The organism is Mesorhizobium sp. HAY1-8B, from assembly GCF_056868045.1.
Genome location: NZ_CP200321.1, coordinates 765,905 through 779,519 on the forward strand (window position 1 = coordinate 765,905; position 13,615 = coordinate 779,519).

15 protein-coding genes and 1 pseudogene are annotated in these 13,615 nt (G+C 64.9%); 7 read left to right on the forward strand and 9 right to left on the reverse strand.

Translation table 11 applies throughout. The features are described 5' to 3' along the window. Window positions 1–93 precede the first annotated feature (93 nt). From ffh to AC1VON_RS03850, 4 genes and pseudogenes are all read left to right on the forward strand, one after another. Window positions 94–1,707 (forward strand): signal recognition particle protein, encoded by a 1,614-nt coding sequence (ffh, locus tag AC1VON_RS03835; protein ID WP_483120447.1) that lies wholly within the window; start codon window positions 94–96, stop codon window positions 1,705–1,707. 7 nt (window positions 1,708–1,714) lie between these two features. Beyond that, a complete protein-coding gene (locus tag AC1VON_RS03840) occupies window positions 1,715–2,041 on the forward strand; it encodes a chorismate mutase (protein ID WP_019862096.1) in 327 nt (108 codons plus the stop codon). Between the two features lie 110 nt (window positions 2,042–2,151). Then, a complete protein-coding gene (gene rpsP, locus AC1VON_RS03845; RefSeq protein WP_010912392.1) occupies window positions 2,152–2,553 on the forward strand; it encodes a 30S ribosomal protein S16 in 402 nt (133 codons plus the stop codon). Window positions 2,554–2,645: 92 nt separating this feature from the next. Then, window positions 2,646–3,292: pseudogene (locus AC1VON_RS03850) on the forward strand (acyl-CoA thioester hydrolase/BAAT C-terminal domain-containing protein). A 49-nt stretch (window positions 3,293–3,341) separates the two neighbouring features. Here the strand turns inward: AC1VON_RS03850 and AC1VON_RS03855 are convergent. From AC1VON_RS03855 to AC1VON_RS03870, 4 genes are all read right to left on the reverse strand, one after another. Further along, complete coding sequence (locus AC1VON_RS03855; RefSeq protein WP_172347858.1) at window positions 3,342–3,605, reverse strand: YMGG-like glycine zipper-containing protein; 264 nt, start codon at window positions 3,603–3,605, stop codon at window positions 3,342–3,344. A gap of 116 nt (window positions 3,606–3,721) precedes the next feature. Beyond that, entirely contained in the window at window positions 3,722–4,249 is a 528-nt protein-coding gene (locus tag AC1VON_RS03860) for an SRPBCC family protein (protein ID WP_483120449.1), read from the reverse strand. A 69-nt stretch (window positions 4,250–4,318) separates the two neighbouring features. Next, complete coding sequence (locus AC1VON_RS03865) at window positions 4,319–4,729, reverse strand: DoxX family protein (protein WP_483120450.1); 411 nt, start codon at window positions 4,727–4,729, stop codon at window positions 4,319–4,321. A gap of 131 nt (window positions 4,730–4,860) precedes the next feature. Then, complete coding sequence (locus AC1VON_RS03870) at window positions 4,861–5,766, reverse strand: bestrophin family protein (RefSeq protein ID WP_172347855.1); 906 nt, start codon at window positions 5,764–5,766, stop codon at window positions 4,861–4,863. 182 nt (window positions 5,767–5,948) lie between these two features. On the opposite strand from AC1VON_RS03870, the gene AC1VON_RS03875 reads away from it, so the two are divergent. After that, window positions 5,949–6,362 (forward strand): ACT domain-containing protein, encoded by a 414-nt coding sequence (locus tag AC1VON_RS03875; RefSeq protein ID WP_483120451.1) that lies wholly within the window; start codon window positions 5,949–5,951, stop codon window positions 6,360–6,362. 4 nt (window positions 6,363–6,366) lie between these two features. Here the strand turns inward: AC1VON_RS03875 and AC1VON_RS03880 are convergent, their stop codons facing one another. Then, window positions 6,367–6,819 carry a GNAT family N-acetyltransferase gene (locus tag AC1VON_RS03880; RefSeq protein ID WP_172347853.1) on the reverse strand — a complete coding sequence of 151 codons (453 nt, stop codon included), beginning with the start codon at window positions 6,817–6,819 and terminating at the stop codon, window positions 6,367–6,369. Between the two features lie 190 nt (window positions 6,820–7,009). Further along, window positions 7,010–8,044: an aspartate-semialdehyde dehydrogenase gene (locus AC1VON_RS03885; protein ID WP_140776178.1), complete on the reverse strand. Its 1,035-nt coding sequence runs from the start codon at window positions 8,042–8,044 to the stop codon at window positions 7,010–7,012. Between the two features lie 459 nt (window positions 8,045–8,503). Between AC1VON_RS03885 and AC1VON_RS03890 the strand changes: the two genes are divergently transcribed. Together AC1VON_RS03890 and AC1VON_RS03895 are read left to right on the forward strand one after the other, a co-directional pair. Beyond that, window positions 8,504–10,369 carry a DEAD/DEAH box helicase gene (locus AC1VON_RS03890; RefSeq protein ID WP_483120454.1) on the forward strand — a complete coding sequence of 622 codons (1,866 nt, stop codon included), beginning with the start codon at window positions 8,504–8,506 and terminating at the stop codon, window positions 10,367–10,369. Window positions 10,370–10,647: 278 nt separating this feature from the next. Further along, window positions 10,648–11,358 carry a DUF805 domain-containing protein gene (locus tag AC1VON_RS03895; RefSeq protein WP_483120456.1) on the forward strand — a complete coding sequence of 237 codons (711 nt, stop codon included), beginning with the start codon at window positions 10,648–10,650 and terminating at the stop codon, window positions 11,356–11,358. A 217-nt stretch (window positions 11,359–11,575) separates the two neighbouring features. On the opposite strand, the gene AC1VON_RS03900 is transcribed toward AC1VON_RS03895, so the two are convergent. The 3 genes from AC1VON_RS03900 to AC1VON_RS03910 form a co-directional block, all read right to left on the reverse strand. Next, window positions 11,576–12,064, reverse strand: coding sequence for a GNAT family N-acetyltransferase (locus tag AC1VON_RS03900; protein ID WP_483120458.1), 489 nt, complete (start codon window positions 12,062–12,064; stop codon window positions 11,576–11,578). A 4-nt stretch (window positions 12,065–12,068) separates the two neighbouring features. Beyond that, entirely contained in the window at window positions 12,069–13,172 is a 1,104-nt protein-coding gene (gene leuB, locus AC1VON_RS03905; protein WP_172347848.1) for a 3-isopropylmalate dehydrogenase, read from the reverse strand. 86 nt (window positions 13,173–13,258) lie between these two features. Further along, on the reverse strand, window positions 13,259–13,609 hold the full coding sequence (locus AC1VON_RS03910; protein ID WP_483120460.1) for a VOC family protein: 351 nt from the start codon (window positions 13,607–13,609) through the stop codon (window positions 13,259–13,261). Window positions 13,610–13,615 lie beyond the last annotated feature (6 nt).

The window sequence follows — 13,615 nt, forward strand, 5'->3', positions numbered from 1 at the left end:
AATCGCTGCAGGAGTGCACAAGAGGCGTGGAGGGCCACCGGCCCGACAGGGATTACTATGACTCCAAGGCGCTCTCGAGCGGCGGGTTGACCAATGTTTGAGTCCCTACAAGAGCGCCTTGGCTCCATCCTGAACGGCCTGACCGGCCGCGGCGCGCTGTCGGAGGCGGATGTTTCGGCGGCGCTGCGCGAGGTGCGCCGTGCGCTGCTCGAGGCAGACGTGGCGCTGGAAGTGGTGCGCTCCTTCACCGACAAGGTGCGTGAGAAGGCCGTCGGCGCCGCGGTGCTGAAGTCGATCAAGCCCGGCCAGATGGTCGTCAAGATCGTCCATGACGAGCTGGTCGACATGCTGGGCGCCGAAGGGGTCGCCATCGACCTCAATGCGCCGGCGCCTGTCGTCATCATGATGGTCGGCCTGCAGGGCTCCGGCAAGACGACCACCTCGGCCAAGATCGCCAAGCGGCTGACCGAGCGGCAGAACAAGAAGGTTCTGATGGCCTCGCTCGACACGCGGCGTCCCGCCGCGCAGGAGCAGCTGCGCCAGCTCGGCGAGCAGGTCAAGGTCGCGACGCTGCCGATCATTGCTGGCCAGAACCCGGTCGATATCGCCAAGCGCGCCGTGCAGGCGGCCAAGCTCGGCGGCCACGACGTCGTCATCCTCGACACTGCCGGCCGCACCCATATCGACGAGCCGCTGATGGTCGAGATGGCCGACATCAAGAAGGTGTCGAGCCCACACGAAATCCTGCTGGTGGCGGATTCGCTGACCGGCCAGGACGCCGTCAATCTGGCGAAAAGCTTCGACGAACGCGTCGGCATCACCGGCCTTGTTCTGACCCGCATGGACGGCGACGGTCGCGGTGGTGCCGCCCTTTCGATGCGTGCGGTCACCGGCAAGCCGATCAAGCTGATCGGCACCGGTGAAAAGATGGACGGGCTGGAGGAATTCCACCCCAAGCGCATCGCCGACCGCATCCTCGGCATGGGCGACATTGTCTCGCTCGTCGAAAAGGCCGCCGAGAACATCGACGCCGAGCAGGCGGCGGCGATGGCCAAGAAGATGCAATCGGGCAAGTTCGACCTGAACGACCTCGCCCAGCAGCTTCAGCAGATGTCGAAGATGGGCGGCATGGGCGGCATCATGGGCATGATGCCCGGCATGGGCAAGATGAAGGACCAGATGGCCGCCGCCGGCCTCGACGACAAGATGTTCGGCCGCCAGCTCGCCATCATCTCCTCGATGACCAAGGCCGAGCGCGCCAATCCCGACATTCTGAAGCATTCGCGCAAGAAGCGCATCGCCGCCGGCTCCGGTACCGACGCCGCCGAGATCAACAAGCTCTTGAAGATGCATCGCGGCATGGCCGACATGATGAAGGCGATGGGCGGCAAGGGCAAAGGCGGCGGCCTCATGCGCGGCATGATGGGCGGCCTCGCCTCCAAGATGGGCCTTGGCGGCATGATGCCCGGCGGCATGGGGGGCCCAGGGGGTATGATGGGCGGCGGCATGCCCGATCTGTCGAAGATGGATCCCAAGCAGTTGGAAGCCTTGCAGAAGCAGGCGCAGGCCGCGGGCCTTGGCGGCATGAAAGGCTTGCCCGGGGGTCTTCCCGGCGGCGGCCTGCCCGGCCTGCCCGGCGGCATGAAACTTCCGGGGCTTCCCGGCCTCGGCGGTGGCGGACTGCCTGGGCTTGGCAAGAAGAAGTGAGGACGCTGTGAACGAAGAGAAAGACATGGCTGACGCCCGCACCATCCTGGCCGGCTACCGCGCCTCGATCGACAACATCGACGCCGCCCTCATCCACATGCTGGCCGAGCGCTTCCGCTGCACCAAGGCGGTCGGCGTGCTCAAGGCCGAGCATGGCCTGCCGCCGGCCGACCCGGCGCGCGAACAGCAGCAGATCGCCCGTCTTCGTCAACTGGCGAAGGACGCGCATCTCGACCCCGATTTCGCGGAGAAGTTCCTCAACTTCGTCGTCCGCGAAGTGATCCGCCACCACGAACAGATCGCCGCTGCCAACGGCGTGACGAAAACCGGCTGACCGGTGCATATCGCCCAAAAGTGCTGAGCGGTTTTGGGACAACGACATGCACAAACAAGAAATTCAGCCACAAACCGATCAACGAAATCAGAGCTTTTAGGAGAAAAGAAATGGCACTGAAGATCAGACTGGCCCGCGCGGGCTCGAAGAAGCGTCCTTACTACCACGTCGTCGTTGCCGACGCCCGTTCGCCGCGCGACGGCCGGTTCATCGAGTCGCTGGGCTCGTGGAACCCGCTCCTGCCGAAGGACGGCGAGCGCGTCAAGGTTGACGCCGACCGCGTCAAGCACTGGCTGTCGCACGGCGCCCAGCCGACCGATCGCGTGCTGCGCTTCCTCGACGAGGCCGGCCTTGCCAAGCGCGACGCCCGCTCCAACCCGAAGAAGGCCGAGCCCGGCAAGAAGGCCCAGGAACGCGCAGCCCTTCTGAAGAAGGCGCAGGAAGACGCCGCCGCCGCGGTTGCTGCCGCTGCCGCAGCACCCGCCGAGGCGGAAGCCGCCACGGCCGAATAAAGAGTGCGTCATCGCATCGACGAAACGGCGGGCCTATGCCCGCCGTTTTGCTATGGTCCGGCAATGCCGTGGCATTCAGGCTGATGGAGCGGATGGGCGAGCAGGCAGTCACAGAAGAAATCCTCTCAGGCGGCGTTGCCGGAGCGCTGTTGCGATGCGCTGATGCCACGACGGGTGTCGTTGTGTTGAGCGGATCGAGCGGCCGTGTCGATGCCGCTCGCGCCGGACTGTTTGCCAGGGAAGGGGCGTCCGCGCTCGCGCTCCAGTGGTTCGGCGGCGAAGGCCAGGTTCCCGGCATCTGCGAAATCCCTCTCGAGACGTTTTTCGCGGCAACAGACTGCCTTGTCGGGTTGGGTTGCCGCCGCATCGTCTATGCCGGCACCTCGAAAGGCGCCGAAGCATCCTTGCTTGCGGCGGCTCATGACACTGCCTGACAAGCTTCAGGCAGGGCGCAGACAGGGCTGCCATTCCCGTCGAGGCCACTTCGGCGGAGATTGTGCTGGTCGCGGGCGGCGATGACGCGCTGTGGCCATCGCTGGATTTTGCCCGGTCGATTGTCCAGCGCCGAAAGGATGCCGGAAAGGCCACGCGCCTCGTTTGCTCCCCCGACGCGGGCCACCGCATTCTGCTGCCGGGTGAAACGACGCCACGGTCTGGATCGCACGCACATGGCGGCAATGATCTTGCCGATGCGCGTCTCGGCGGTGACGCTTGGCACGCCATCCGGGAACTGCTGTAGAAACGGCGGGCTCGTGCCCGCCGTTTTGCCGGTTACAGTCCAATACCGGTCAATAGCCGCGCGGGCAGCGGTCTACATAGACACGGCCGTGACGGTCGCGATAGCGGCATTGGCCGCTTTCGCTCGCATGGCCTATCAGGGCGCCCGCAACGGCGCCAACCGCGCCTCCGACGACAGCGCCTTGGACCGGATCTCCAGCCACGGCTGCGCCGATCGCAGCGCCGCCAAGGCCGCCGACCGCGGCGCCTTTCTCCGTCTGCGAGCACGCACCGAGCGCCGTCGCCAATACCAGAATAGTCAGGATTTTCTTCATTTTCGTTCCTCTCACACGCGGATCGCCGTCTCGCCGCCGAGTCCTTAACTCTCAGACGGCTGATTTGATCCCGAGGAGAATGACGATCTCGCCCCCGCAGCATCGTCCCACGCCGATCATGCCTCGCTGAGGCGCTTCAAATTGGCGAGACCGACCTCGAAATCCCGGCCGATCAGCGTGTCGAAATTCATGAACAGGCCCATCAGCTTGGCGATAAAGGGGCGGCTGCCGCGCATGGCCCAGGTGACGGAGGTGTCATCGCCCGAAGGCGTCAAGGTGAAGTCGACGCTGTTGTTGGCCCGGAACGGCTTCTCGAAATCGAGCTTGAGCGACACCAGCGAGGACGCCACCGAGTTGACGATCTCCATGCGCCCCTTGCCGGCCTTGCCATTGCCTTCCCAGGCATAGACGGCACCCTTGCCGCTTTGCGCGCCGGAGAGCGTGCGCTTCATGTTGGGGTCGAGCTTTTCGTAAGGCGACCATGTCGGCCAGCGGCTGAAATCATTGATCAGCGGGAGGAGCGTTTCCGGCGGGGCCTTGATGGTGGCGGTGCGGGTGGTGACGAAATCATTGGGCCGCGTCGCGGCATGGATGAGGACGGCCGCGATGATGACGAGCAGGATGATGAGGATGGTACTGAACATTTTTCTCTCCCAAAGCAATTCCAGGAAAAGTGTGAAGCGGTTTTTCGTCCGGAATTGCCCCAAATGTACTTATCGGCCGAACGGGATCAGCGCGCGCACCCTGGGGTCGCGCAGATAGAGGCCGCCCCACAGGATGATGCCGAGATAGACGCCGAACAGCGTGTGCGAGAACAGCGGATTGCCGATCCGCGCATTGGTGGCGACGGCGCCGCCCATATAGGCGGTGAGCAGGATGGCGCCAAGTATCGAGCTGCGCGGTAGTGCGTAAAGCGCGGTCGCGATCAGGCCGATGACGCCGAGCATGCGCGCGACATTGGGCTGGGCCGGCCAGCCGAGCGGCACCATCGTCTGGGTGACGACATCGAGCGGCGGCAGCTTGATGGCGCCGTCAAAGATCATGAACAGGATGATGAGGCCGCTGAGCGCACGGCCGGTCCACAAGGCGCCGGACGAGACAGGCGCGGTTTCGGAAATGCTCATCAACGTTCCCTCCGGTTGGTTCTGGCCCCTTTCGCTGGGGTCGAACCAAGGACGCGGCCTGAGGCGGCAATCCTACAGGGGGTTGGGTTTTTTCGGTCCGTCCTTTGGCCGGCAGGCAAGCCGGACCGGATTTACGAGAAATAGAACTTTTCGGCCGGGAGCATTTTCGGCGGCGTTTCGCCCAGTGCCTCGAACACCGAGATCTCGCAAACGCGGCACAGGCCGTCGAGGGCGAGGTCGTTGGCCTCGGTGCCGAAAGGATCCTCGAGCTCTTCCGAAAGCGCGTCGAGGCCAAAGAATGTGTAGGCGATCAGCGCGGTGAACAGCGGCGTCGCCCAGCCCGTGGTCGAGATCAGCCCGATGGGCAGGAGCAGGCAGACGATGTAGGCCGTGCGATGCACAAGCAGCGTATAAGCGAATGGCAAGGGCGTGCCGGCGATCCGCTCGCAGCCGGCCTGGATGGCGGTGATCGATGCCAGCCTCTCGTCCAGGATGCGGAAGCCGATCGGATCGACTTCGCCCGCACGGCGCTGTGTATTGGCGCGCCGGCCCATGCGCCTGACCATCTCGTCCGCCGGATTGGCAAAGGCTGCAACGGTCTCCGCTTCGGCGTCGATGAAGGCACGGGCGTCCTTGATGCTGTCGGTCTTGCGCAACTGGCCGCGCAGGAAATGGCAGAAGGCCAGCGCCTCCATCAGCAAGGCACGCTGTTCGGCCGGATCGGGAATGAGACTGGTCGTGGCGCGCGCCAGGTTGCGGATTTCGAAAACCAGCGTGCCCCAGAGCTTGCGCGCTTCCCACCAGCGGTCATAGGCGGCGTTGTTGCGGAACGACAGATAGATGGACAGCGTCACGCCCACCAGTCCGAACGGCGCGATGTTGAAGACGCCGAGATCGAGCTTGAACCACCGCGCCAGGGCAAGAATGACCGCCGAATAGATGGCGAACCCGAAGATCTGCGGCAGGATGCGCGGCACCACGGAGCCGCGCATGATGAAGAACAGCTGCAGGAAGTTGGGGCGCGGGCGAACGATCATGGGCGGCCTTTCACGGACCGGCATCGGCCCTAGCCTCTGTATTGTGCGATGCGGCAGATCCGCAAGCCCAGCCGTCAGCGACATCGCGATGTCGTGCGCCCGGTGCGTGGACTATCGGCATGTACAGGTTGCGGATATTGAGAAGCCTGCGGGTCTTGGCCCGCCCGATATAGGCGAGACGAATGGCCGGCGAAACCGATCTGAAGACCCTGTTGGCGTCGATGACGCCGGAATTGCTTGACGAGACCTATGTCTTTGTCACGCAGGCGCCCGGCGTTCCGCAGCCAGAAGGCCTCGAACCTATGATGATGTTTCGCGAGCGCGAGGGCACGACGCTGATCGTGACCGAGAACGCTGCCAGCGCGATGGGACTGACCGCCTCGTTCCGCTGCCGGATGATCACGCTGAACATCCACTCGTCGCTGGAAGCGGTCGGCTTCCTCGCCGCCATCGCCACACGGCTCGCCGCCGCAGGCATGGGCGTCAATCCTGTCTCGGCATTCTATCACGATCATCTGTTCGTGCCGGCGGAGCGGGCGGAGGAGGCAATGGTCTTGTTGCTTGGACTGGCGGCGGAGAACGAAGGGGTTCAGTAAGCGGTCAGCGTCTGCGGACGTACAGAATATCCGGCAGGCCTTCCTCGTTGGTGGTGCCATCGCCGAACGCTTCCGCACGGAACCCATGCCGCTCATAGAAACGCCGGGCGCCGGTGTTGGCCTGGAAGCAATGGAGTTTCACGACCGGCAAGGCAGCGGTCGCGTCGATCAGCAACCGGCTGCCTATGCCTCGCCCTGTCCAGGCCGGGTCGAGATAGAGTTGTTCCACCCAATCGCCGCTGACGGCGATGAAGCCGACGATCTCGCTACCGGCTTCGGCGACCGTCACCTTCTGCCGTGGCAGCACGATGTCACGGATGAAGGCAAGGTCCTTGGCTGGCGTGTGGATGACCGGCATCCAGTCAAACGAGCCAAGTGCTGCCCGCATGAGTTTTGCGATAGCAGCGGCGTCAGAACCGATGGCCGGGCGTAGCCTGACTTTGGCGGTATCGTTCATGGTCGTTTCTCAACACAGGCCGGCGCCGCCCCTCATCCCCCTGCCGGTACCTTCTCCCCGTGAACGGGGAGAGGGAGAACCCCGGCCGAAGGCCGAGCCCGCGACTGCGGGCCGCCGGTCGTCCGGCGCCCGCGCGGAGGGCCAGCCGCGGCAGCGGCGGTACGGCCCGTGAGCGAAAACGAAACCGCCGTCAGGCCGCCTTCTTCTTCGGCTGGATCAGGCCGCGCTCGACCAGCAGCTCGGCGATCTGCACCGCGTTGAGGGCCGCGCCCTTGCGCAGATTGTCCGACACCACCCACATCGACAGGCCGTTGTCGACGGTCGAATCCTCGCGGATGCGCGAGATGAAGGTGGCGTCCTCGCCGGCCGATTCCAGCGGCGTGATGTAGCCGCCGTCCTCGCGCTTGTCCAAGACCTGGCAGCCGGGAGCGTCACGCAGGATATCGCGTGCCTCGTCGGCGGTGATCGGCTTCTCGAACTCGATATTGACCGCTTCCGAATGGCCGATGAACACCGGCACGCGCACGCAGGTCGCCGTCAGCTTGATCTTGGGGTCGAGCATCTTCTTGGTCTCGGCGACCATCTTCCACTCTTCCTTGGTGAAGCCGTCGTCGAGGAAGACGTCGATATGCGGGATGACGTTGAAGGCGATGCGCTTGGTGAACTTCTTGACGTCGACCTGGTCAGCGACAAACACCGCGCGGGTCTGGGTGAAGAGCTCGTCCATGCCTTCCTTGCCGGCGCCCGACACCGACTGGTAGGTGGCGACGACGACGCGCTTGATGGTGGCGAAATCGTGCAGCGGCTTCAGCGCCACGACGAGCTGCGCCGTCGAGCAGTTCGGGTTGGCGATGATGTTCTTGCGCGTGAACAGCGAGATCGCGTCCGGGTTCACTTCCGGCACGATCAGCGGCACGTCCTGATCGTAGCGGAAGGCCGACGAATTATCGATGACGACGCAGCCCTGCTTGCCGATCTTCGGCGACCATTCCTTGGAGACATTGCCGCCAGCCGACATGACGCAGATGTCGGTGTCGGAAAAATCATACTGGTCGAGCGCCCTGACCTTCAGCGTGCGGTCGCCGAACGACACTTCCGTGCCCTGGCTGCGCCGCGAGGCCAGCGCCACCACCTCGCTTACCGGAAAGCCGCGCTCTTCCAGTATGTTGAGCATTTCCCGGCCCACATTGCCCGTGGCGCCGACGACTGCAACCTTGAAACTCATCTGATATCTCCTGTCCCTCTCCGCTTGGTTTTTGGAGAAAACCCGCCGGCCGATGCGGGTTCCGTCCCCCGGGCCGGACCCGGGAGAGGGTGGTTAGGCCAAGGGAATCACACCGTTTTGGTGGTGGTTTTGCCAGTTTTTTCGGCCAGGAATGGGGTTTTGGTGGAACGGACGGACGCGTCCAAGCGCCCGGCCCAATGCTTTACATTGTGGCTGGGGGCGTCGAATGCAAGAAGAGCCATCAAAAGGCCGCGCATCGAAGACAATCCCGTTCGAAGCGGGCTTTTACGCGGTTTGCGACAGGAGTCAATTGGCGGCGCGGCGCATGGCCTTCATGGCGCGCCCTGTACAAGAGCGGCCGCAGGAAGTACGAACGGCTGAGATTGTCTGGCTGGCGCGGCGCCGGCCCCGGCTCGCGTTCCATGGTGAGCGCAGGACCCTGAATTCCGAAAGAGAGAGATGTCCAATTTCGAAGGTATCGTTCCGGCGCTGGCACAGGCGCTGGAAAAACGCGGCTATGCCGAGCTGACGCCGGTGCAGAAGGCCGTGCTGGAGCTCGGGCAGGCCGACGCATTGGTGTCGGCGCAGACCGGTTCGGGCAAGACCGTGGCCTTCGGCCTTGCCATGGCCCCGACGCTGCTCGACGGCGCGGAACGCTTTGGCGCGGCCACGGCACCACTGGCATTGGCGGTGGCGCCAACGCGGGAGCTGGCGCTGCAGGTGACGCGCGAACTGGAATGGCTCTACGAGCCGACCGGCGCCACGGTGGCATCCTGCGTCGGCGGCATGGACATGCGCACAGAACGGCGCGCGCTGGAACGCGGCGCCCACATCGTCGTCGGCACGCCCGGCCGGCTGCGCGATCACATCACACGCCAATCGCTCGACATGTCGGCGCTCAAGGCGGTGGTGCTCGACGAGGCCGACGAGATGCTCGACCTCGGCTTTCGCGAAGACCTTGAATTCATCCTCGACGCCGCCCCGGCCGAGCGCCGCACGCTGATGTTCTCGGCCACCGTGCCGCGTTCGATCGCGACGCTGGCTCAAGGCTACCAGCGCGATGCCGTGCGCATCTCCGCCGCCGGCGAGGAGAAGCAGCATCTCGACATCGAATACCGGGCGCTCAACGTCGCCCAGGCCGACCGCGAGAACGCCATCATCAACGTGCTGCGTTTCTATGAAGCGAAGAACGCGCTGGTGTTCTGCAACACGCGCGCCGCCGTCAACCATCTCACCGCGCGCTTTAACAACCGCAATTTTTCGGTCGTGGCCCTGTCGGGCGAGCTCAGCCAGAACGAGCGCAGCCACGCGCTGCAGGCCATGCGCGACGGCCGCGCCAAGGTCTGCATCGCAACGGACGTCGCCGCGCGCGGCATCGACCTGCCCAACCTCGAACTGGTGATCCATGCTGATTTGCCCACCAATCCCGAAACGCTGCTGCACCGCAGCGGTCGCACCGGGCGCGCCGGGCGCAAGGGCGTCAGCGCGCTGATCGTGCCGGGCAGCGCCCGCAGGCGCACCGAACGGCTGCTGCAGAACGCCGGCCTCAAGGCGACATGGGCAAGCCCGCCCTCGGCCGACGACGTGATCCGCCGCGACGACGAGCGCATCCTCGCCGATCCGGCCTTCGATGAGCCGGTGAAGGATGACGAGCGCACCTTCATCGACGCGCTTCTCAGCCGACATGGCGCCGAACAGGTGGCGGCCGCCTTCGTGCGCCAGTGCCGCGCCAGCCGCTCGGCGCCCGAGGATCTGATGGACGTCGCCCCGTTCACGCCTTCGCGTGAAAGAACGGCGGACGAGAAATTCACGCCCCGCGACGAGGCGCCCAGCCGCCGCGACGATTTCGGCGCCAGCGTCTGGTTCTCGCTGTCGGTCGGGCGCCGGCAGAATGCCGAGCCGCGCTGGCTGATCCCGATGCTGTGCCGGGCCGGCAGCATCTCCAAGCGCGAGATCGGCGCCATCAAGATGCAGCCGGAGGAGACTTTCGTGCAGATCGCGGCGGACTGGGCCGAACGTTTTCTGGCCGCCATCGGACCCGACCGCAAATTGCAGGGCAACATCGTGGTGAAGCGGCTCGAAGGCACGCCGGATCTGTCGCGCGCCGGCTACCAGCCGCCGAGCCCGGACAAGAAACCGCATCGCGGCAAGGCGCCATTCGATCCGAACGCGCCGAAGCGCAAATTCGAGAAGCGCGCACCGGCCGCAGCCGACCAGCGCCCGGCAGCCGCGCATGAGGCAAAGCCCTGGGCAAGGAAGCCGGGCAAGCCGAAATTCGACAATGCCGGCCCGCCGAAGCACAAGAAGGCGAAGCGCCCCTCGTAAGACCGCGCTGAAGCGGCGAGCCGTCGCGGTCGGCGTGCCTGGTGTTCCGCACGCCGCCTGGACGAGGCTGGCCTCGGAAGCCTTGCGACCCGCCCATCCCCGGTCGGGGCGCTGGCATCGGGATGCTCAGCGGTCATCGTCTGCTTTGTTGAAAACGGCTGCACGTGAAGCCTTATGCTTCATTTGCCGCTGCCGTGGTAGCCATGTCGCACGGCCTTGCCCCCGGGCTCGGCCCTGTGCCACACCTTGGCAGGGACGCGGCGACAAGGGGGTGGGTGATGCGCGGCGAAGTGCTCCACTATGACGAGGACCAGGGCTTCGGCTTCATCACCGGAGCCGACGGCAACCGCTACACTTTCACCCGCGAGAACCTTCGCCGGCAAACCGCCATGCCCAAGGGAACGGCGGTCGAGTTCCAGGCAGGCGGCGGCCAGGCCCGTGACGTCTTCTCGATCGCCGCCCAGACCGCAAGCCCGGCAGCCGAAGCCGCCACCGCCGCCGCACCGGCTCAAGCCAATCCCGCGCCGGCTGCCGTCGCATCGCAGGCGCAGCCCTTCGGCCGGTCGGCCGAGCCGGCCGAGCCCACCGATCTCTGGTCCTATTTCTGGCGAGCGATGACTGAGAACTATTTCAATTTCGCCGGCCGCGCCCGCCGCAAGGAATATTGGGGCTATTGCCTGTTCTGGACGATCGCGCTGCTGGTGGTCATCGGCGTCGGCGTTTTCACCGATGTCCAGGTCGGCAATTTCGACAGCATCGAGATGCCGGCGGTGACGATCGGGCTGTTTGGCGCTTTCCTGCTGGCCACGTTCTTCCCCAGCCTCGGTATGATCGTGCGCCGCCTGCACGATCTCGGCCTGTCGGGCTGGCTTTGCCTACTCATCCTGATCCCGACCTTCGGCAGCCTGATCATCCTGGTCTTCGCCCTTATCCCGACACAGGGACGCGAAAACCAGTGGGGACCGGTGCCGTCGGGTGTCAGGGTCTAGAAGACCAGTCCCGAGAAACAAGAAACTTTCCCGCTCGAAGAACAAAGTCGTCGCGCTGAAAATTCGTCACCCACGCCGACGAGACCTCGTTCGGCGACACGAAACTGCTGTTCCGGCATACGCTGAAGGCGGCACGCGGGTGACGGACAGGCTGGAAATTTCTGGCCCCTCGGCCGCCGAGGTCGGACCGGAACTCGGGCCGCAGATCACCATGCCGTCAGGCGCCAGATTTTAACACCTTCAGCGCATCGCTCGAAAGCCTGAGAAAAATCTTCTGGCCGTGCCGTTCGGCGCCGAGCCGCGCGTAGAAGCGCAGCGCGCCCTCGTTCCAGTCCTCAGTGGTCAGGTCGATGCGGCCGATGCCGTGGCTGAGGCAATGACCGGCGAGAAAATCGATCAGCGCCCGGCCGACGCCGGCACCGCGGACCTTGTCGCGCACGAACAGATCCTTGAGGAACAACAGCCGCTCGAGATCGATGCCCGGATGCGCGATCGCCACCGACGCCAACCCGCTCACCTGTCCTTCAACGAAGGCAAGCGCAAAATGTGGATAGGCCGGGCTTTCCTCGTCAAGCCATTTGCATGCCGCGGACAAAGCCCGCTCATGGTCGAGCGGTGGCTGCCGGTAGTGCGCCGCCATGGCGCACAGCATGACAGCGAGTGCGGACGCATCCGCGGCCGTCGCCCAATGGACGTCGACCGGCATGGGATCAGCCCAGGAACTTGGCGATGATCGCGTCACCCATCTCGACGGTTCCGACCTCGGTCATGCCTGCGGACAAAATATCCTTGGTGCGCAGGCCATCGTCGAGCACGGCGGCGATCGCGGCTTCAAGCTTGTCGGCTTCCGCGACCATGCCGAAGGAATAGCGCAGGCACATGGCGAAGGACGCGATCATGGCGATCGGGTTGGCGATGCCCTTGCCCGCGATGTCGGGGGCCGAACCGTGCACCGGCTCGTAGAGCGCCTTGCGTTTCTTGGTCTTGACGTCGGGCGCGCCGAGCGAGGCCGACGGCAGCATGCCGATCGAGCCGGTCAGCATGGCGGCGATGTCGGACAGCATGTCGCCGAACAGATTGTCGGTGACGATGACGTCGAACTGCTTTGGCCAGCGCACCAGTTGCATGCCGCCGGCATCGGCCAGCATGTGGTCGAGCTTGACGTCGGCATAGCGTGCCTTGTGGGTCTGGGTGACGACCTCGTTCCACAGCACGCCCGATTTCATGACGTTGCGCTTTTCCATCGAGGTGACGTGGTTCTTGCGGGTCCGCGCCAGCTCGAAGGCGACACCGGAAATGCGCTCGATCTCGAACGTGTCGTAGACCTGGGTGTCGATGCCGCGCTTCTGGCCGTTGCCGAGATCGATGATCTGCTTGGGCTCGCCGAAATAGACACCGCCGGTCAGCTCGCGAACGATCAGGATGTCGAGGCCTTCGACCACCTCCTGCTTGAGCGAGGACGACGCCGCCAGCGCCGGATAGCAGATGGCGGGGCGCAGATTGGCGAACAGCTCCATGTCCTTGCGCAGCCGCAGCAGGCCGGCCTCGGGGCGCACCTCGTAAGGCACCGCATCCCATTTCGGACCGCCGACGGCACCGAACAGCACCGCATCCGCCGCCATCGCCTTGGCCATGTCGGCATCGGAAATGGCCGCACCATGCGCATCATAGGCGCATCCGCCGACCAGGCCCTCATCGGTGACGAAGCCGCTGCCGAGCTTTTCGTTCATGGCCGATATCAGTTTCTTGACCTCGGCCATGGCCTCGGGGCCGATGCCGTCACCGGGGAGCAGGAAAAGATGCTTCGTTGCCATGGAGAAAACCGTCCCAGAAAGATTTGAACCGCGGCCTTGCTAAACGCCAAGCGCTTGCGGCGCAAGCCTGCGCTTGAGAAGCGCATTCACCGATGCGAGAGAATGTTGACCAGCCGGCCCAGCGGATCGCGCACATAGAAGCGCCGCACACCCCAGGGCTCGTCGGCCGGGCCGTATTCGATGGCGAAGCCGGCTTCCTTCATGGCGGCAAGCGCCTCGTCGACATCGTCGACCTCGATCGACAGATCCGGCACCGGCGTGCCGGAGCCGCCTTGCGCCATGAAGCTGACCTGCACCTGCATCCGTTCCTCGGAACCGTAGGTGGCGATCCAGCCCTGATCCATCAGCACGTCGAGGCCCAGCACGTCATGGTAGAAGCGCTTCGCCGCCGCCGCATCCCGCGTCTCGATATTGGCTACGATGCGCCGAACCTTCATGGGCGG